This window comes from Arthrobacter sp. BB-1, assembly GCF_006151685.1.
GTDB lineage: Bacteria > Actinomycetota > Actinomycetes > Actinomycetales > Micrococcaceae > Arthrobacter.
Genome location: NZ_VDEV01000036.1, coordinates 24,578 through 42,606 on the forward strand (window position 1 = coordinate 24,578; position 18,029 = coordinate 42,606).

General features: G+C 67.4%; 14 protein-coding genes and 1 pseudogene. 4 read left to right on the forward strand and 11 right to left on the reverse strand.

Translation table 11 applies throughout. The features are described from left to right. Nucleotides 1–4 precede the first annotated feature (4 nt). The 8 genes and pseudogenes from FHJ30_RS19180 to FHJ30_RS19210 all read right to left on the reverse strand — a co-directional run bounded on the left by FHJ30_RS19180 (nucleotide 5) and on the right by FHJ30_RS19210 (nucleotide 7,439). A pseudogene (locus tag FHJ30_RS19180) lies at nucleotides 5–1,065 on the reverse strand (LLM class flavin-dependent oxidoreductase). Nucleotides 1,066–1,129: 64 nt separating this feature from the next. After that, the gene (locus tag FHJ30_RS21895) at nucleotides 1,130–1,261 is read right to left on the reverse strand and encodes a hypothetical protein (RefSeq protein WP_257223722.1); all 132 of its coding nucleotides are present in this window, start codon (nucleotides 1,259–1,261) and stop codon (nucleotides 1,130–1,132) included. Further along, the gene (locus FHJ30_RS19185; RefSeq protein WP_139030856.1) at nucleotides 1,261–2,634 is read right to left on the reverse strand and encodes an NtaA/DmoA family FMN-dependent monooxygenase; all 1,374 of its coding nucleotides are present in this window, start codon (nucleotides 2,632–2,634) and stop codon (nucleotides 1,261–1,263) included. The genes FHJ30_RS21895 and FHJ30_RS19185 overlap by 1 nt, the downstream gene beginning before the upstream one ends. Before the next feature lie 10 nt (nucleotides 2,635–2,644). Beyond that, nucleotides 2,645–3,721 carry an LLM class flavin-dependent oxidoreductase gene (locus tag FHJ30_RS19190; protein ID WP_240793766.1) on the reverse strand — a complete coding sequence of 359 codons (1,077 nt, stop codon included), beginning with the start codon at nucleotides 3,719–3,721 and terminating at the stop codon, nucleotides 2,645–2,647. Next, nucleotides 3,718–4,551, reverse strand: a complete 834-nt coding sequence (locus FHJ30_RS19195) for a DUF1684 domain-containing protein (RefSeq protein WP_139030858.1) — start codon at nucleotides 4,549–4,551, stop codon at nucleotides 3,718–3,720. Before FHJ30_RS19195 ends, FHJ30_RS19190 begins: the two co-directional genes overlap by 4 nt. Then, entirely contained in the window at nucleotides 4,548–5,588 is a 1,041-nt protein-coding gene (locus FHJ30_RS19200) for a transporter substrate-binding domain-containing protein (protein ID WP_139030859.1), read from the reverse strand. Before FHJ30_RS19200 ends, FHJ30_RS19195 begins: the two co-directional genes overlap by 4 nt. Nucleotides 5,589–5,598: 10 nt before the next feature. Continuing rightward, nucleotides 5,599–6,426: an amino acid ABC transporter ATP-binding protein gene (locus tag FHJ30_RS19205; RefSeq protein WP_139030860.1), complete on the reverse strand. Its 828-nt coding sequence runs from the start codon at nucleotides 6,424–6,426 to the stop codon at nucleotides 5,599–5,601. Then, nucleotides 6,423–7,439: an amino acid ABC transporter permease gene (locus FHJ30_RS19210; protein WP_373683159.1), complete on the reverse strand. Its 1,017-nt coding sequence runs from the start codon at nucleotides 7,437–7,439 to the stop codon at nucleotides 6,423–6,425. Before FHJ30_RS19210 ends, FHJ30_RS19205 begins: the two co-directional genes overlap by 4 nt. 271 nt (nucleotides 7,440–7,710) lie before the next feature. Here FHJ30_RS19210 and FHJ30_RS19215 point away from each other — a divergent pair, with 271 nt between their 5' ends. The 4 genes from FHJ30_RS19215 (at nucleotide 7,711) to FHJ30_RS19230 (ending at nucleotide 13,106) form a co-directional block, all read left to right on the forward strand. Then, nucleotides 7,711–9,651, forward strand: coding sequence for an FAD/NAD(P)-binding protein (locus FHJ30_RS19215; RefSeq protein WP_139030861.1), 1,941 nt, complete (start codon nucleotides 7,711–7,713; stop codon nucleotides 9,649–9,651). Between the two features lie 3 nt (nucleotides 9,652–9,654). Beyond that, nucleotides 9,655–10,257 (forward strand): GNAT family N-acetyltransferase, encoded by a 603-nt coding sequence (locus FHJ30_RS19220; RefSeq protein ID WP_373683160.1) that lies wholly within the window; start codon nucleotides 9,655–9,657, stop codon nucleotides 10,255–10,257. Between the two features lie 44 nt (nucleotides 10,258–10,301). Further along, nucleotides 10,302–12,044, forward strand: coding sequence for a helicase HerA-like domain-containing protein (locus tag FHJ30_RS19225; protein WP_139030862.1), 1,743 nt, complete (start codon nucleotides 10,302–10,304; stop codon nucleotides 12,042–12,044). 69 nt (nucleotides 12,045–12,113) lie between these two features. Continuing rightward, the gene (locus FHJ30_RS19230; protein ID WP_171059139.1) at nucleotides 12,114–13,106 is read left to right on the forward strand and encodes a hypothetical protein; all 993 of its coding nucleotides are present in this window, start codon (nucleotides 12,114–12,116) and stop codon (nucleotides 13,104–13,106) included. A gap of 121 nt (nucleotides 13,107–13,227) precedes the next feature. Here FHJ30_RS19230 and FHJ30_RS19235 read toward each other — a convergent pair whose 3' ends face one another. From FHJ30_RS19235 to FHJ30_RS19245, 3 genes are all read right to left on the reverse strand, one after another. Continuing rightward, complete coding sequence (locus FHJ30_RS19235) at nucleotides 13,228–15,252, reverse strand: NHL domain-containing thioredoxin family protein (protein WP_139030863.1); 2,025 nt, start codon at nucleotides 15,250–15,252, stop codon at nucleotides 13,228–13,230. Then, on the reverse strand, nucleotides 15,252–17,420 hold the full coding sequence (locus tag FHJ30_RS19240) for a cytochrome c oxidase assembly protein (protein WP_139030864.1): 2,169 nt from the start codon (nucleotides 17,418–17,420) through the stop codon (nucleotides 15,252–15,254). The genes FHJ30_RS19235 and FHJ30_RS19240 overlap by 1 nt, the downstream gene beginning before the upstream one ends. A 112-nt stretch (nucleotides 17,421–17,532) precedes the next feature. Further along, nucleotides 17,533–17,820: an HU family DNA-binding protein gene (locus tag FHJ30_RS19245; protein ID WP_009358243.1), complete on the reverse strand. Its 288-nt coding sequence runs from the start codon at nucleotides 17,818–17,820 to the stop codon at nucleotides 17,533–17,535. Between the last annotated feature and the right edge of the window lie 209 nt (nucleotides 17,821–18,029).

Consider the following 18,029-nt stretch of genomic DNA (forward strand, 5'->3'; position numbering starts at 1 on the left):
CCCTTTACTGTGAGGACGGCTGGTGGTCGTCCGCCGGAGTCCAGCCCAGGGCGGGGCCAAGTTTGCCTGCAATGTCCTTGAGGATCTGGACGTAGTCCTCGTGGTCGAAGCTGAAGGGCAGTGCGAACGCCACTTCATCCACCTCCTGGAATCCTGCGTGTGCGTACAGCTGCTCCGCGATCTCCTCGCTGCTGCCGATGAGGTCGCGGGCGAACATCATGCCACGCGGCCCCTGTGGCGCCGTGGTGCGCGGCGTGCGTTCCTCGACGTAGCGCTGGTACTTCTCCCGCTGGCCTGCTGACGCCGAATCGGTGGGGATCACCACCAGGCCCTGCGAAACCCGCGCCGGAGCATGCGAGTGTACTGATGTGGCGGCGGCTTCACGGAAAGCACGAATCTGTGCCTGCTGGACACGGGCGAAGTCCGGTTCCTGGTCCTTGCCAGGGAAGATCACGCTGCTGGACAGCAGATTGAACCCGTTGGCCCCGGCCCAGACCGCTGATTTCGTACTGCCGGCGCCGTACCAAAGGCGCCCACGCAACCCGGCGGAATGTGGCTCCACGCGATTCGAGAACTCCTCCACCACCCCTTGCTTGCCGGAAAATTCGCGTACACGCTCCCCTGCAACCAGGCGGGCAAACCGTTCCACCCGGCCGTAACTGAAGTCCTCCAACTCCGCGGAATCCGGATACAGCTCATGCTTCACGGTGTCGTAGTGCATCGGCTCGCCCACACTGACGCCAGGATTGATGCGCCCTCCGGCAAGCAGGTCCACGGTTGCCAGGTCCTCAGCCAATCGCAGGGGTTTTCCCACCCGAGCGGGGTCACGGCCGTACCAAGCTCGATGCGCGAGGTGCGCTGGCTGGCGGCGGCCATCACTGCAACGGGTGAGGAAATTCCAAACTGCAGATGCCGGTGGCGCAGCCAGGCGCTGTCGAATCCCAGCCGCTCGCCCAATTCGATAATGCGCAAGGTGGATTCGTGACCGGCTGCGGGGTCCGTCGGATCGAACAGCCCGATAGTGAGGAATCCAAGCTTGCGCAAAGGGCGTGTGGGGAGGGGCATCGGCTTCCTTGTGGATCGGGACGCGGGTTATCTCAGAGTACGCGCTGGGAACCTGGCTGTTCTCCTACAGCCGCTGCTCCCACACCGTCAGTTGCAGCGTGACGATCCCCCGCGAAGCAGCCCCAACGGAAAGGTCGACGACGGCACTCGCGTCGCCGCCGTCGTCGGCCTTTCCAGCCGTAGCAGCCTCGTACATCAGGTCCTTACCGCCTCGGCAGTCTCATCAGCAGAACGCACCGGCGTCTCCAGCCCAAGGTTCTCACGCAACGTGCTGCCCGCATATCCGGTGGGGTACACGCCGCGTTCGTGCAGCTCAGGCACCAGGTGGTTCACGATGTCGTCCAGGCCGGTGGGGATCAGCCACGGCGAAATGTTGAACCCGTCCACCGCACCCACCCGCGCGTACTCCGCCAAGTGGTCCGCCACCGCGGTGTAGGACCCGGTGAACGTTGCGTCCACCCGTGCCGTGCGGGACGTGACGAACTGCCGGATGGAGAGGCCCTTGTCCTTGGCCTCCGCCCGCCACTGGTCCGCAAGCTGCCGCGCCTTGGCACCGTGGAAACCACTGCCACGGGTCTCGGAGGTCTCCTCCACCACCGGATCGATCTCCGGCAGCGGCCCGTCCGGATCGTACCCGGACAGCTCCCGGCCCCAGAACTGCTCCAGGTACGCAATCGCCTGCTGCGGCCCGATCTGCAGGCTGCGGACCCACGCCTTCTTCTCCAGGGCTTCCGCAGTGGTGGGCGCGAGGATGAACTCACTGGCCGGCATGATCTGCACGGCATTGGCGCCGCGGCCCGCGGCCAGCGAGCGCTCCACCAGGTCCTTGCGGAACTCCACGGCGTCGTCGAACTTCGGGTGGGCCGAGAAGATGACGTCCGCCTGGCGGGCGGCAAAGTTGCGTCCTTCCGGGGAGTCGCCGGCCTGGAACAGCACGGGCCGGTACTGGGCGCTGCGCGGCAGCCGCGGCGTCACGTCCACGGTGTAGTGCTGGCCCTCGTGCAGCACACGGCGGGCGGGCCCCTCCGCGGTTTCCCACGAGTCCCAGATCCGCTTGGCGGTTTCCACGAACGCCTCGGCGTGCTTGTACCGGTCGGCATGCTCCAGGTAACCGCCGCGGCGGAAGTTGGCGCCGGTCCAGGCGTTGTCCGTGGTCACGATGTTCCACGCCGCACGGCCGCCGGAGATCAGGTCCAGCGAGGCGAGCCGGTGCGCCAGGTCCGCGGGGTCGTTGTACGTGGTGTTCTGGGTGGCCACCAGCCCGATGTGCCTGGTCACCGACGCCAGCGCCGCCAGCATGGTCTGCGCATCCGGCCGGCCCACCACGTCCAGCGCATGCGGGCGGCCCAGGTGTTCCCGCAGACGGAGCCCTTCGCCCAGGAAGAAGGCGGCGAACAGCCCGCGCTCGGCAGTCTGCGCGATCCGGCGGAACGACTCAAAGTCGGTCTGCGAGCCGGATTCCGGCGCCTTCCAGATGGTGCCCGAGTTGACGCCCTGGAAGAAGACACCAAACTGGATCTTGCCCGACGGCGTGAAAACGTTGTTTTTAGCACGGGTGTGCTGTGTCATGGTTTTCCCCTTAGTTTCCGGCGGTGGCAGATGCGTAGCGGCTTGCCGGGCGCTCCAGGCCAAGCAGGTCGCGGAAGGTGCCGTCCTGCACAGGCGGCCGGAGCGCGCCGCGGCGTCGAAGCTCCGGCAGCACCAGCCGCCCCAGTTCCTCCACGTCAATAAAGAGCGACGCCGGGTGGAGGCGCACGCCGTCTGCCTCCTTAAGGAGGCCCTCCAGGAAGTCCGCGAGACCGGCTGCAGAACCGGCGTACTCCGCCCGCCCTCCGTCGACCCCGGCACGGTCCAACCCGGCCGAACGCTCGGCCGCAGCCTGCCCGCGGGAGTCCAGGACGACGTCGAGCTCGGCAATCACTGCCACGGAACCACCAAGCCGGGCTCGCACATCGCGCACCTCCGGGGCGAGCAGCTGAGCCGTCGGGGCAGAGACCAGCACCGCATCCACAGCGTCCGCCCCAACCAGCCCCTCCCCCACCAGGGACGCCGCGGCAAGCACAGGCAGCTGGCCCTGCAGCGGCCTCGGAATGATGGACGGGCCCTTCACGGTATACCCAGGCCCGGCAAGACCGGCGGGTGCCTCAAGGCCGGCCGTCGTATCAAAATCGATGTAGTGCAGTTTGTCCACGTCGATGTACCGGCCCGTGGCCACATCGCGGATCACGGCGTCGTCCTCCCACGAGTCCCACAGCCGGCGGGAAACCTCGATGGACGCGGCGGCTTCCTGCGCCAAAGCAGGACCGGAAACGGAAGAACGTCCGACGGCGGCAGCCGCCTCGGGCGATTCCGCCGCGGTGGCGATCCACCCCGCCCGCCCACCGGAGACATAGTCCAGGCTGCCCAGCTGGGTGGAGACGTGGAACGGCTCGGTGTAGACGGTGTCCACTTCCGGCACCAAGGCGATGCTGCGTGTCACAGGCCCGGCGAAGGCAGCGCGCTGCAGCGCATTTGCTCGGCCCGGAACCGGTGCGTCGGTGAACGTGGCGGCGTGGAACCCCGCCGACTCGGCGGCAAGCACCGCCCGGGTGATGTCCGCGCCGAGCCAGCCGGCGTCGTCGAGCTCGAGGGCAAGGAAGCCCGAGGAGATACTCACTGCTGGTCCTGACGTTCGTAGGGAATCTTTTCGCCAGCTTCGATGGCCACGGGCAGCCTGTTTTCGGCCGGCGGAAGGGGGCAGGTGGCGAGGTCCGTGTAGGCGCATGGCAGGTTCACGGCCCGGTTGAAGTCCAGCTCCACGGACCCGTCTTCAGCCGGCACCACGGTCAGCGAGCGGTTGGCCGCATAGGTGGTTTTGCCCGAGGTCTGGTCCGTGAACAGCACGGACAGCGAGCCCGGGGCGTGGCCGTTGAACGCGGTCAGCGCGAGTTCCTGGCCGGCCAGCTTGAAGCGGATCTCACCCGGTGCCTCGTACACGTGCTGGATGCCTTCGACGGCGGCACCCACCGTAGTAGGCCGCGGCGCCTCGAACGGCACGTACGTACCGCGGACGGCGTAGGCTGCGTCCGGCGAATACGCGGGCGTGCCCTGGTATTCGCGCAACAAGCTGTTCTCCGGGTTCCGCGGCCGCACAATGTACTCGCCGCCGCGTTTGGCCAGCTCAATGACAGAATCGCCGGACACCAGGGTGATGCCGCCGCGCTCCTCGATGGGACCGAATTCCAGCGCTGCCCCGGCGGCGGTGTTCAGCTCCTGCCCGTCCCGTTGGAGACTTTCGCCCGGCTCCAAAACGACGCGGACGACGTCAGCCTCCGCCCTCCAGGCGCCCGGGGCACCTTCCAGCCGGGCGGCCTCGCTGCCCAGCCAGTGCAGGTGGGTCACCGCCAGGAAACCGTGAGGGTGCGCCCGCTGCTGCTCGTGCGCCGCGCGCCATTGCTGCCAATCGGCGTCGAAGGATTCAAGGGCGGTTTCAGTGGACGTGCTCATTTCGCAGCTCCAAACGTTTCCTGGGTGATGGTCTTGGATTCCGGCAGCGCTTCCTCGGACAAGCCCCAGCGCTCCAGCACTTTGGCGTAGGAACCGTCGTCGATCGCGGAGTTCAGTGCTTCGGTGATCACGGGAGCCAGGCCGTTGCCCCGCAGCGACGTGGCGGCCACCAGTGTTTCGGACGGCCAGCCGGCGTTGACCTTGCCCACCACTTTCAGGTCGTCGCGGGTGTTTTCGCGGTACACGGTGGACGGGTAGGGCGCGATGTTCAGGTCGGTCCGGCCGGAGGACAGGGCCAGGATGGTGTCGGCGTCGGAGGAGTAGTACTGGAGGGTGGCCGGCGCCGTGCCCTTCGCTTCGAGCTCCTTGTTCCATGCGAGCAGGATCTTTTCCTGGTTGGTGCCGGACCCCACGGACACCTTCAGGCCGGAGATGTCGTCTGCCCCCTTGATGTCATAGGTGGCTGACTTCCTGGCCTCGAATCCCATGAACGCCGCCCGGTAGCTGGCGAAGTCGAACAGCTTCACCCGGTCCTTGTTGACGCCCACGTTGGAGAACACGGCTTCGAAGTCGCCGGACTGGGTCTTCAGCGGCCAGTTCTCCCACGAGGTCACCTGCACGTCCAGCTCCAGGCCCAGTTTGTCCGCCACCAGCTGCGCGATGTCCAGCTCGGAACCAATGGGCGTCTTGTCATCCGTGGCGTGGAAGGACAGCGGGATGGACCCCGCCGTGGTGGCCACGGTCAGCTTGCCGTCCCTGCCGATCAGCTCGGGAACCTTGGCGGCGAGCGCCGCATCCTTCTCGGCCCGGATGCGCTGCTGGTCCGGCGAGGCGTTGTAGACGACGCCGTTGCGTGCCGCCGTCGTCTCCGCCCCTCCGGTGGAGGTGCCCGCGGCGGTTGCGCCGGGATCAGCGCAGCCTGCGAGTGCGGCCGTAGTAAAGAATGCAGTGCCGAGGAGTACGACGGCGGGCAGCACCGCGAGCGGGCGGCGGCGTGGGCGGCGTGGGCGGCGGGTAAGGCCGGTGGGAAGTGCCATGGGGAATCCTTTAGATGTTGAAGGCCGGTTCGAGCACCTTGGAGAAGAAGCTCCGGGTGCGAGGTTCCTGCGGGTTGGTGAAAATCTGTTCCGGGCTGCCCTGTTCCACAATCTGCCCCTGGTCCATAAACACCACGGTGTCCGCCACGTCGCGGGCGAAGCCCATCTCGTGGGTGACGATGATCAGCGTGGTGCCGGATTTCGCGAGTTCGCGGATGACGTCCAGCACTTCGTTGACCAGCTCGGGGTCCAGGGCCGAGGTGGGCTCGTCGAACAGCAGGATCTTGGGGTCCAGGGCCAGTGCGCGGGCGATGGCAACCCGCTGCTGCTGGCCGCCGGAGAGCTGGCGCGGGTAGGCGCCGGCACGGTCCTTCAGGCCCACCCGGTCCAGCAGTTCCAGGCCGCGGCGCCGGGCTTCCTCCCTGGACTTTCCCTGGGCGACGACGGGCGCTTCGGCCACGTTTTCCAGAGCGGTCAGGTGCGGGAACAGGTTGAAGCTCTGGAACACCATGCCGATTTCGGTGCGCTGCCTGAGGATCTCCTTCTCGCGCAGCTCGTGCAGCCGCTGGCCCCGGACCTCATAGCCCACCAGGCTGCCGTCAATGGAAATGAAGCCCCCGTCCACCTTTTCCAGGTGGTTGATGGTGCGCAGCATGGTGGACTTCCCGGAACCGGAGGGTCCCACGATGACGGCCACCCCGCCCGGCTCGACCGTGAGGCTCACCCCCTTGAGGACCTCCGTGGCGCCGAAGGACTTGCGGACCCTGGTGATCTCCACCAGGCCGCGGGTGGTTGGCACGGTGTCCGGGGCGATGGCAGTTGCAGTGGTGGTGCTCATCGGGCGTTCCTTCCGGTGCTGGCCACAGCGTGGGTGGCGAAGAATTTGCGGGCCTTCTGCAGGGGCGTCAGCGGCAGGTTCCGCACCGCGCCCTTGGCGTAGTGCCGTTCGATGTAGTACTGGAAGACGCTGAGCACGGACGTGATGGCCACGTACCAGAGGGTGGCCACCAGCAGCAGCGGCAGGACCTGCTGGGTGCGGTTGTAGATGACCTGCACCGTGTAGAACAGCTCGGAGTAGGCAAGGACGTACACAATGGACGTGCCCTTCACCAGGCCGATGATCTCGTTGAAAGCCGTGGGCAGGATGGCCCGCATGGCCTGCGGCAGGACAATCCGGGTGGAGCGGCGCCAGGCCGGGATCCCCAGCGCGGCCGCGGCTTCAAGCTGGCCCTGGTCCACAGAGAGGATGCCGCCGCGGATGATCTCCGCGGAGTAGGCGGCCTGGTTCAAGGTCAGGCCCAGCACTGCTGCCGCAAACTGGCTGATCAGTGTGGTGGTCTGCACCTCGAAGAACCGGACGTCCGTGAACGGGACACCTAAGCTGATTTTTTCGTACAGGTAGCCCAGGTTGTACCAAAGCAGCAGCTGGACCAGCAGCGGTGTGGACCGGAAAATCCAGGAGAACGTCCAGGACACCGAGACCAGCAACGGGGAGGCGGACAGCCGCATCAGAGCCAGGATGAAGCCCAGCACAAAGCCCAGGATTCCCGAGATCGCGGTCAGCTTCAGGGTTTCCAGCAACCCGGTGATGACGGACTGGGCGGTGAACCACTGCGCCACCACGCCCCACTCCCACCGCGGGTTGGTGGCCAGGGACCACGCCACCGCAAGCACGCCCAGGGCCACCACACCGGTGCCCACCCAGCGCCAGGGATGCTTCGCGGCCACCACCCTGTAGGCGGAGTAATCCGCGGCCACCCGGGCCGGCACCCCTTCGGGAGGCAGGCTGGCGCTGGCAGCCTGCTGTGCTGACGTTGTTGACTGCGCCGCCGTAGCTGCTGCTGAACCCACGCGCCACCTCGCTTCTCTCTTAATCGGATTGTTGAGGCCGGAGCTTGTTGCCCCGGCTGCTGGCTGCAAATCTAGGACCGGCCGGAACGGGCCAGCAAGGCGGCAAGTTGCATACGTTCACCGGAGTTCGCACGGCGTCATGAGTCGGGTTTTTTGCGTCCCTTGACGGGATATGACGCGGAGTTAACGCCCGTGACCAGGCGCTCGACCGCCGTCGAAACCGCTGCCTAGCATGAGGCTCTCAACCAAGCCCCCGCCGTCAGGAGCGCCCATGCCAGCGAACATCCCGGCCGTCGTATTCGTCGGCGGCGGACCCCGCACGGCCGGTGTGCTTGAGCGGCTCGCCGCGAACCGTCCGGAACTCTTCAGCGGGCCGCTGGAACTCCACGTCGTCGAGCCGCACGTTCCCGGTTCCGGCCGCATCTGGCGCTACGACCAGCATCCCGGCCTCCTGCTCAACTCCATGGCGGCGGACATCACCATGTTTACCGACGCCTCGGTGGCCTGCGAGGGCCCGGCCCGCCCGGGTCCCAACCTGGCCGGATGGGCCGCCGGCGTGCTGGACGGGTCCATCACGGACGTGCCGGACTTCCCGCACACCCTGCGGGAGCAGCTGCGCTCGCTCACCGGCTCCACGTTCCCCACCCGCCAGCTGCAGAGCCAGTACCTGGAGTGGTTCTACCGTCGCGCGGCGAAGTCCCTTGGCCGCAGCATCACCGTCCACCGGACCGTGGCCGTGGACGTCTCCGCGCTTGATGCCGGTGGCCATGCTGTGGCGTTGGCCAACGGCCGGACCCTGCACGCGGACATCCTGGTCACGGCCCTGGGCCACACCGACTCCCGTCCGGATGCCGCCTCCGAAGCCTGGGCCAACTTCGCCGCACGTCACGGCGGCTACCACGCGGCACCCGGCTACACCACCGACGTCGACTACTCACCCATCGCCCCCGGGCAGGACGTCATCGTGGCGGGCATGGGGCTGGCCTTCGTTGACCTCCTGGTCCTCCTGATGGAGGGACGCGGCGGACGGTTCGAGGAGGCGTCCGACGGCGGGCTGCGCTACCTTCCCTCGGGCCGGGAACCACGGCTGTGGGCGGGGTCGCGGCGGGGAGTGCCGTACCACTCCAAGATCTCCTCAACACTCCGGGGCGAGGCTCCCGGACCCTTGCGGTTCCTGACCTCCGCCGCAGTGGAGGCGCTGCTGGAGCGGCACGGGGAACTGGATTTCCGGCGGGACCTGTGGCCGCTGATCGCCAAGGAAGCCGGGTACGGCTACTACCGGGAGATCCTGACCGGCCGCCCTGCGCTGGCCGCCATGGGCTGGGATGAATTTGCCGCCCGGTACGCTGCCTTGGACTGGTACAGCGCAGCCCGTGAAGAACTCGTGGCCGCTGCCGTACCCGACGCCGGCCTGCACCTTGACCTGGAGCGACTGGACCGGCCCTTCGCCGGCCGCAGCTTTGCGGGCCACCAGGACGCGCAGGACGCGGTGGCCCGGTACATCGAGCACGACCTTGCCCTGCGGGACAGCCCGGACCACCCCGAAACGCTGGCACTCTTCCTCGCCCTGCTGCACGTGTACATGGAGGTGGGCCGGGTTGTCCCCCAGGAACGGCTCAACGCCCGGTCCCAGCAGACGGTCCACGGCTGGTGGCATGGCTTCTTCAGCTTCGCGGACTCCGGGCCGCCGCCGCATAGGCTCCGGCAGATGCTGGCACTGCACCGGGCCAGGCTGCTGAACTTCCTGGGGCCGGGCCTTGAGATCTCCACCGATGAGGCCGCCGGCACGTTCCTGGCCAGTTCCCCGCAGTCCCCGGTTACTGTGACAGCGAAGGCTTTCATCGAAGCGCGGCTCCCTGCCACGTCCGTGGCGCGCTCGCTCAACCCGTTTCTCGAGTCCCTGCACCGGAACGGCCTGGGCACGGAGCAGCGGCAGCTCACGGCGGACGGCATCCACACCACCGGGAAGCTGCTGGTCACGTCACGGAACCAATTGGTGGACGCGCAAGGACAGCCCCGCACCTCGGTCTTCGGCATAGGTCCGGGGACGTCCGGCTGGGGTGCCGGCGCCTTCGCCCGGCCAGGCACCAATGCCGCACCCTTCCGCGAGAACGATGCCTTGGCCCGGATCATCCTGTCCGTTGCGCATGGACTCGCCGCGGAAGCCTCCGCCACACCGTCCACAGAACCTGCCGCCGTCGGAAAGAACTGAACCGTGACTGCTGAACCTGAACTCAGGCAACTGTCCGTGGCCACCGAACCCATCGGGGCAAGGCCCTCGGACCATGGACCCCGGCCGCTTGATCCGGCCTCGCTGACGGTCCTGAACCTCCCCATGCACGATCCGCGGGTCCGGCCGCTGCTGGATGAACTCGCCGTCGAGTACGACACCCGCTACGGCGACCTCTTTGGCCGGAAAGCTGCGGCCGATGAACTGAACCGCTACCCGGCGGACGAATTCGAGGGACCAGGCGGTGCCCTGCTGCTGGTCCAGGAGCAGGGGGAAGCCGTGGCCGGCGGCGCCTTCCGCCGCTATGACGCCAGGACTGCGGAACTGAAGCGGATCTGGACACACTCGGGGCATCGCCGTCGCGGTTTGGGGAGGCTGGTGCTGGCGGAACTGGAAGCCCTCGCCGCTGCGCGCGGGTACGCGCGGCTATACCTCACCACCGGCCCCCGGCAGCCTGAGGCCAAGCACCTTTACCTCAGTGCCGGCTACTGGCCGCAGTTCGACCTGGCCGCCGATCCTGGGACGCTGAAGTTCCTGGCATTCACGAAGGACCTGCCTCAAATTGCGCCCGCGTCCGCGCCGAACTGACGGCGGACCCGGCGCGGGGTTGCGGCCGCCGCTAAGCTAGCGCCATGGCCAACAAAACCACAGCAGAGAAGCTTGCCACCCTCCAGAAGGGCTACACACTGGAAGGGGCCACCATCGAGCTGGGAGCCGCGATTGTGGACGGCGAGGTCCACAAGGACGCGCCGGTGCGCTTGCCGCTTTCCATGATGAACCGGCACGGCCTGGTGGCGGGCGCCACCGGCACGGGCAAGACCGTCACGCTGCACATGATGGCCGAGCAGCTCTCCACCGCCGGCGTGCCGGTCTTCCTGGCCGATATCAAGGGCGACCTCTCCGGGCTGGCCACCGCCGCCGTCGGAAGTGAAAAGCTCACCGCCCGCACGGAGGGCATCGGGCAGCCGTGGCAGGGGAAGACGTTCCCGGTGGAGTTCCTGGCGCTGGGCGGCGACGGCAACGGCGTCCCCGTGCGGGCCACGGTGTCCTCCTTTGGGCCCATCCTGCTCTCCCGGATCATGGAGCTGAACGACACGCAGGAATCGAGCCTGCAGCTGGTCTTCTATTTCGCGGACAAGAACGGCCTGGAGCTTATCGACCTGAAGGACCTCCGGGCGGTGATCCAGTTCCTGACCTCGGCCGAGGGCAAGGACCAGCTGGAGGAGCTCGGCGGGCTGTCCAAGGCGACCGCCGGGGTGATCCTGCGCGAGCTTGTGAGCCTTGAGGCGCAGGGACTGGAAAGGTTCTTTGGCGAACCCGAGTTTGATACCGCGGAGCTGCTGCGGACTTCCCCGGACGGCCGCGGTGTGATCACCTGCCTGGAGCTGCCCACGCTGCAGACCAAGCCCATGCTGTTCTCCACCTTCCTGATGTGGCTGCTGGCGGATCTCTTCGAGGACCTCCCCGAAGCGGGGGACCTGGACAAACCCAAGCTGGTGTTCTTCCTGGACGAAGCGCACCTCCTGTTCAACGACGCATCCAAGGCATTCCTGGAGGCCATCACCACCACTGTCCGGCTTATCCGGTCCAAGGGCGTGGGAATCTTCTTTGTCACCCAGACCCCCAAGGACGTTCCCGCGGATGTCCTTGGCCAGCTCGCCAACCGCGTGCAGCATGCCCTCCGCGCGTTCACCCCGGAGGACGCCAAGGCTTTGAAGGCCACGGTGTCCACGTTCCCGCTCAGCGACTACGACCTCGAGGAAACACTGACGTCCGCCGGCATCGGTGAGGCCGTGATCACTGTCATGAATGAGAAGGGCGCCCCCACTCCCGTGGCGCTGACCCGCCTGCGGGCCCCGGAGTCGGTGATGGGTCCGAGCGACGAGGCCCTGGTCCGCAGCACCGTGGCGGCTTCAGCCCTGCTGGCCAAGTACGGAACGGCGGTGGACAACCTGTCGGCCTTCGAAAAGCTTTCCGGGAAGGCTGCCGCTCCCACAGGGCCGGCTGCCCAGGGCGGAGTGGCGGCACCGGGCACCACTGTTCAGGGCGGCGGGGTTCAGGGCGGCGGGGTTCAGGGCGGCGGGGGCGGCAGCCTGGACGTTGACGCCGAGGCGCGCCGGATCGAGGAAGAAATCCTCGGCCGGCCCAGCAGCCGTCCGGCAGCTTCCGGGGACGGCGGACGCCGCACCCGCGCCGAAGAGCCGCGGGAACCACGGCCCGAGACGCGCGACTCGATGATGGGGGACCTGGGCGGCGCGCTGGGCGGGGCCCTGGGGGGCGGCCTGAAGAGCATGGCCAGGTCCATCGGCACGCAGCTCGGGCGGGAGCTGCTGCGCGGGGTGTTCGGCACGTCGTCCCGGCGCCGCCGCCGCTGACAAGGTACCGCTTCCGCCGGCTCGACTGCCGCCGTCCGCCGCATGACAGGTAACGTATTGTCAGTGCAGATGAGTCAAGCGTTGGTGAGGATCGCAGCCGGATGGCTGCTGGGACTCATGCTTGCCGTCGCCGGAGCCGTGGTTGCGGTGAACCTGGTGAACAACACTGTGGCCAGCCCGCAGCAGCCTGTCCGTGAGTATCTGGAGGCGCTGCAGGGCGGTGATGGCGGCAGGGCACTGGGGCTCCTCGGTGCCACGGTGCCGCCCAGCAACGCTGCCATGCTGGACGGCCCGGCACTGCAGACCGCTGCCTCGCGCATCGCCAACGTGGACATCGGCGACGCCCAGGAACGCCCGGACAACCAGGTCATGGTGCCGATGGAATACACCATTGACGGCAGCCGGCTCCGCACCGAATTCCTGCTGCGGAAAACCGGAACCGAGTGGATCTTCTTCAACACGTGGGGCTTTGTCCCGTCAAGGCTCCCCACCATTGACGTCACCGTGGTAAATGCCAGCGAAGCCACCGTCAACGGCGTGCCCGTTAACATGCCGAACGGCCGGAACTCCTTTGCGGTGTTCTATCCCGGCGAGTACGAGGCAGCCGTGAACGGCCAGTACTTTTCGGCGTCGCCCACCCGTGCCACCGTGACCGCGCGCGACGCCCCCGTAGCGCCGCTCAACCTCCTCACCCAGGCCACGGACAACCTGAAGAAGGACGTCTCGGCGAAGGTGAAGGAATTCCTGGACAGCTGTGCCGCCGTCGCGGCCAAGGAGCAGAAGCTCCAGCCCGACTGCCCGTTCTACTACGCCAGCAACAACAGGGTTCAGGACGGCAGCATCAAGTGGACCGTGACAGAGTACCCCAATGTGTCCATCGAGCCGTTCGACGGACGCTGGGTGGTGGCTCCGCTGGACGGCAAGGCCAAAGTTGAAGCCCTCCAGCAGAACCTGTTCACCGGCGCCTGGTACCCCCTCAGCGAGGAAGTGGACTTCAGCTTCACCACCCGGCTGGACGTCACGGGAGACACGGTCAAGGTCACGCCGGTGCTGAGCTTCTAGCCCCCGCGCCGGCCGGTGCACCGGCTGCCTGCGTCACGCAGGGCCCCACGCCAAAAGGCTGCCGCCCGTGACGCGTCAGCCATGGGCGGCAGCCTTTCAGCAAAATTACGACGGCGGCGGGTCAGTCCATCCCGCGGAGGTCCAGGACCAGCTCGGTGTCGCCGTCACCCTGTAGCACCACGGGAATGCCCCAGTCCTGCTGGTAGAGGTGGCAGGCGGCGTGGTCGGGGATCTCGCCGTCCTCAGTCTCCGGGCCGTCACAGGCAGCAGCCCGGGCAGTGATGTGCAGGACCCCCTCGGCTACATCCGGCGAAAGCTCCAGCGTCCGCTGCAGCCCAACGGAGGTTCCGCCGCCGGCCGCCAGGAGCTCCGGCGGGGTGGAGGAGATCTTCAGCTGTGTGGGATCGCCCCAGCGGTCATCGAGCTTCTGCCCGGTGGGGGCTGTGAAGCGGACAGTCAGCTCGAGGGGGCCGAGGGCGACCGGGCTCTTGGGCCGGTGGGTCTGGACCGCTCCCTCGTCCACCTGCTGGGCTTCCTTGGGGATGGGAACGAACACCACCTGGTGCTTGTTGGCCTCCACCACCACCAGCAGCGGCTCGGAACCGGCCGAGTGCGTGTGGTCCACGATCACGTCGGACGGCTCCAGGAGGCCTCGCGCGAGGGTTGACACCGTGCCGGAGGCGGGATCGTAGCGGCGGACGGCACCGTTGTAGGTGTCCGCGATCGCCACGGATCCGTCCGGCAGGACCGTAACCCCCAGCGGGTGCTGCAGCCGGGCTTCCGCAGCCGGGCCGTCGCGGAAGCCGAAGTCGAACAGTCCCTTGCCGATGGCGGACTCCACGGCGACGCGGCCGTCGTCGTCAATCACCAGCTTGCGGAGGGCGGACGTCTCGGAGTCGGCCACCCAGATATTCCCGTCCGCGTCCTCGGCCAGACCGGAGGGCTGGGCGAACCAGGCCTCGTGCGGGGCACCGTCCAGCAGGCCCTCCAGTCCGTTGCCGGCCACGATGGCCACAGAGCCGGTGAGCGGATCGAAGCTGAAGATCTGGTGCGTCCCGGCCATGGCGATCACCACGGCGCTGAGCTTGCGCGACCAGACAACGTCCCACGGCGAGCTCAGGGCAACATCAAGCGGGTGCCCGCCGAGCTGGCCTGTGAAGCCCGCAGCGTCCTCGTCCACGCGCGCGGGCCCCGCCTCCAGCAGCCGCTGGACACCGCTGCCTGCCAGGGTGGATGCCTTGCCGTCCGCGAGGGACAGCCCGCGGAGCCGGTGGTTGACGGAGTCGGCAATAACGACGTCGTAACCTGCCTTGGCTGCCACGTCTTCCGGAAGCAGGACCAGGCCTTGGGGTTCGTTGAATTGGGCCACGGCAGCGTCCCCGGCAGCCGGACCGTCGGAGTGGCCACGGGTGCCGGAGCCGAAGGTGCCCAGGACGGTGTGGAAGTCGGTGCCCAGCTCCACCAGCCGGTGGTGGCCGGTATCGGTGACCAGCCACGAGCCCTTGCTTGCTGCGGAACCGGCGGCCGCGGCACCCGCCGCAGTACCGCCGTCGGGCATTCCCTCTGAAGCCGAACCGCGGCCCGGCGGAAGGAAAAGCGCCTTGCCGGGGAAGCGCAGGGTGCCGGACGTCGGCTCCGGCGCCACGTACGGGCCGGAACCGCGGTGCAGGGTCCCCTTGGCCTCGTGCTGGGCGATGAGCTCGGGAATCAGCACCGCGAGGCCGTCCGCGTGGCCTTCGCCGGAGAGGTGCGCCACGATGTAGCCCTCGGGATCGATGACCACAAGCGTGGGCCAGGCGCGGGCGGTGTAGGCCTTCCAGGTCTCCAGCTCGGGATCGTCCAGGACCGGGTGGTGGATCTCGTAGCGTTCCACGGCGGCGGCCAGCGCCACCGGATCGGCCTCGTGCTCGAACTTGGGCGAGTGGACGCCCACAGTCACCAGGACGTCGGAGTACTGCTCCTCGAGCGGGCGCAGCTCGTCCAGGACGTGCAGGCAGTTGATGCAGCAGAAGGTCCAGAAGTCCAGCAACACGATCTTGCCGCGGAGGGCTTCAAGGTCCAGTGACTTGCCGCCGGTGTTCAACCAGTTACGGCCCACCAGTTCGGAGGCTCGGACCCGGAGGTGGGTGCGTACGGTTTCGCTCATCAGCGTCCTTCCAGCTTGTTTCGTTCAGCCAGCTTGGCATCGCGTTCAGCCAACTTGGCAAACATATCGTTGTAAGCGGTGAGATCGGCGTCGTTATTCCTGTCCGCCGCCCGGTCCACCCGTTTGGTCTCCCGCTGGTCGGACCGGGACCACATGATGGCGACGCCGATCGCCACCAGCAGCGTGGGCACCTCGCCGATGCCCCAGGCCACTGCGCCGCCCTTCTGCTGGTCGGCCAGCGCGGAGTCACCCCACGCCCGGCCCAGGTTCCCGAAGTAGTCCGCGGCCAGGAGGTTGTCCCCGCCCATGATGGCCACACCGAAGAAGGCGTGGAAGCCCATGGTGGCCAGGAGCAGGAGGAGCCGCATGGGGTACGGTGCCCTGAGCGGCAGCGGGTCGGTGCCGATCATGCTCAGGATAAAGATGTATCCGGTCAGCAGGAAGTGCACAATCATCAGCTCGTGGCCCACGTGCTCGCGCATGGCGAAGCCGAACAGGTCAGAGTAGTAGAACAGCACAATCGAGCCGGCAAAGTTGGCGGCGGCGAAGATCGGGTGGGTGACCAGCTGCGAGAACTTCGAGTGGACGAACACCAGCAGCCACTCACGCGCCCCGCGGGAACCGTCCCTGCGGGGAGTCAATGCTTTGAGGGCCAGCGTCACCGGCGCGCCCAGCACTAGGAAGATCGGCGCCACCATGGTCAGCGCCATGTGGTCCACCATGTGCGCCGAGAACAGTACGCGCCCATAGACCGACGGCGGCCCTGACGTGATGTAGGTGAGCACCAGCAGGCCAATGACCCAGTTCACGGCCCGGAACCACTGCCACTTGTCGCCGCGCCGGTGGATCTTGGCAACGCCGAGGAAGTAGGACACGAGGCCGAACAGCGCCACGGCGATCCAGAGCCAGTCCAGGCGCCACTCGGTCAGCCAGCGCTCGGGCGTCAGTTCCGGGGGAAGCTCGTACCCGGTGAGGATGAAGGCGGGCGTGGCATCGGGCGCGAAGGTGGTGGGCTCCGGCGGGGCGGACCTGCCGAGCGCGACGGCCACACCGGACGTTGCTCCCATCACCAGGAACTCCGCAAGGACCAGCTGCCAGAGGACCCGCCGGGAAGACATGGTGGAGCCCTTTCGGCTCAGCTGCGGGATCACCCACTGCCGGTGCATGAACCCGATCCCGCCCAGGACCAGGGTGGCCATCGCTTTGGCCAGGATGAGCTGGCCGTAAGGGGACCCGAAGAGGTCGGCCCAGTTGGTCACCCGGATGCTGGCGTTGATGATGCCGGACGCGAGCACCAGCACGAAAGCAAAACCGGCCAGCGAGGAGAACCGGCGCAGCGTCGGTTCAGTGATGTCGGTGGCGGTTGCGGCTTTGGGGCCGGTGAGGATGCCGGACAGCAGGGCCAGCATGATGATGCCGCCCACCCAGGTGCTGACCCCCACCAGGTGCAGGCCCAGCGAGTTGATGGCGCCTTCATGGTCCGACGAGCTTGAGGAGTGGCCGATCAGGGCGGTGGGTACCAGGCCCACCAGCGCGAGGACCAGCGTCAGGGCCAGGCCGCCGAGTGCCCTCACCCCAAACAGGGCAGTTGTCACGACCGCGGCGATGATGGTGACAGCCAGCCAGGCCCGGCCCGTCTCGATGTCCGTCATGAAGTAGACCAGCGCCTGGGTGAACTGCGCGTCGCCGGAAAGGCCCTGTCCGGCAACATCGGAGTAGGTGAGTACCAGGACCGCGATGGCGGACAACGTCCACGCTGCACCAGCGGCGGAGGCTACGGCCAGGGCACGGCTGAAGGCTGGGTGTTCGGGCACCTCGGTGCCCTCTTTGCCCCGGCTGCGGGGCCCCGCGTTCCTGGGCAGGATGCCGACGGCGAAGACCAGGCCGCCAATGACTGTGGCCAGCGATACGTTGTGGATTGCCTTGCTGATGGGGAGGCCCCAGCGCACAAGGGTGCCGGGATCGGAGACGGCCCTGGCGTCCGCCGCTCCGGAAAAGATAAGCGCCGCTGCCAGGCCCAGGAACAGGGCTACCAGCCCGGCCAGTTGCCAGGCCCGGGAGATCCCCAGTGCACCGCCGTCCCTCGCTGGCGCACCGTTTCCCCGCGCTCCCTTGCCGGGCACGGATGGGGGCTGGGTGGAACGGGGTTTTGCGGCAGAAGACACCATTCCATTGTCCGCTACGCCTGCCCGGGCCGCGAATCGGCTTAACGGCAAAAGGAGCGGCAACCAACCGGTTGCCGCTCCTTTTCCGCGCCGGCCACGTGCCGGCGGAAGAAGCTTACTTCTTGTTGGAGACTGCAGCCTTCAGCTTGGAGCCCGCGGTCAGCTTGACGCTGTGGCCTGCTGCGATCTGAATGGTCTCACCCGTCTGCGGGTTGCGGCCGGTGCGAGCTGCACGGTCGGTGCGCTCGACGGCGAGCCAGCCCGGGATGGTGATCTTCTCGCCCGCGGCGACAGAAGTCTCGAAAACCTCGAACAGTGCGTCGAGGACGGAGTTGACGGCTGCCTGGCTGGTGCCGGCCTTGCCCGCTACCTCTGCAACAAGTTCACTACGGTTCTTAGCCATTTATGTCCTCCTGGACGGTCATGATTCTGGAGCCTGCACGCGGCATGCGTACAAGCCACTGTTCGAAAACTTACCAGCTTGGGCCCGTGCGTTCCGCAAATTCCGCGTGTTTCCGCGACTTTTTGAGGTTAATCACCGGATTTCCCGGGTTTTTCGCCCCGGATTCAGCCGCTAGCGGACGCTCTCTCACTTGATGTCGGGTTTCCGCG

Bases quoted from the DNA above. Each gene is read 5' to 3' on its own strand.
- FHJ30_RS21895 (WP_257223722.1), bottom strand. From the start codon at position 1,261: ATGTACGAGGCTGCTACGGCTGGAAAGGCCGACGACGGCGGCGACGCG.
- FHJ30_RS19185 (WP_139030856.1), bottom strand. From the start codon at position 2,634: ATGACACAGCACACCCGTGCTAAAAACAACGTTTTCACGCCGTCGGGC.
- FHJ30_RS19195 (WP_139030858.1), bottom strand. From the start codon at position 4,551: ATGAGCACGTCCACTGAAACCGCCCTTGAATCCTTCGACGCCGATTGG.
- FHJ30_RS19200 (WP_139030859.1), bottom strand. From the start codon at position 5,588: ATGGCACTTCCCACCGGCCTTACCCGCCGCCCACGCCGCCCACGCCGC.
- FHJ30_RS19205 (WP_139030860.1), bottom strand. From the start codon at position 6,426: ATGAGCACCACCACTGCAACTGCCATCGCCCCGGACACCGTGCCAACC.
- FHJ30_RS19215 (WP_139030861.1), top strand. From the start codon at position 7,711: ATGCCAGCGAACATCCCGGCCGTCGTATTCGTCGGCGGCGGACCCCGC.
- FHJ30_RS19225 (WP_139030862.1), top strand. From the start codon at position 10,302: ATGGCCAACAAAACCACAGCAGAGAAGCTTGCCACCCTCCAGAAGGGC.
- FHJ30_RS19230 (WP_171059139.1), top strand. From the start codon at position 12,114: ATGAGTCAAGCGTTGGTGAGGATCGCAGCCGGATGGCTGCTGGGACTC.
- FHJ30_RS19235 (WP_139030863.1), bottom strand. From the start codon at position 15,252: ATGAGCGAAACCGTACGCACCCACCTCCGGGTCCGAGCCTCCGAACTG.
- FHJ30_RS19240 (WP_139030864.1), bottom strand. From the start codon at position 17,420: ATGGTGTCTTCTGCCGCAAAACCCCGTTCCACCCAGCCCCCATCCGTG.
- FHJ30_RS19245 (WP_009358243.1), bottom strand. From the start codon at position 17,820: ATGGCTAAGAACCGTAGTGAACTTGTTGCAGAGGTAGCGGGCAAGGCC.